The 358-nt window shown below is 60.9% G+C and carries 1 protein-coding gene; it reads left to right on the forward strand.

Annotation, left to right across the window (positions count from 1 at the left end; genetic code table 11):
• Positions 1-358: pyridoxal kinase (gene pdxY, locus HX778_RS24895; protein WP_176983353.1), on the forward strand; the 358-nt coding region annotated here is incomplete at both ends.

A 358-nucleotide genomic window follows, 5' to 3' on the forward strand; every position in this document is an offset into this window, starting at 1 on the left:
TGGGCTCGGCGGAGCAGGGCGAACATATTCTCTCTATCGTGCGTCAGGTGAAGGCGGCTAACCCGAACGCCAAATACTTCTGTGACCCGGTGATGGGCCATCCGGAAAAAGGCTGCATCGTGGCGCCTGGCGTGGCGGAATACCACACGCGCTACGCCATGCCTGCCAGCGATATCATCGCGCCGAACCTGATTGAGCTGGAAATTCTGAGCGGCCACAGCGTGAACAACGTGGCCGAGGCCGTCGCGACGGCCCGCGAGCTTATCGCTCAGGGGCCAGAAATCGTGCTGGTGAAACACCTGGCCCGGGCGGGCTATCAGCAGGATCGTTTTGAAATGCTGCTGGTGACGGCTGAAGA

Source organism: Cedecea sp. P7760 (assembly GCF_013386425.1).
Taxonomy (GTDB): Bacteria; Pseudomonadota; Gammaproteobacteria; order Enterobacterales; family Enterobacteriaceae; genus Cedecea; species Cedecea selenatireducens.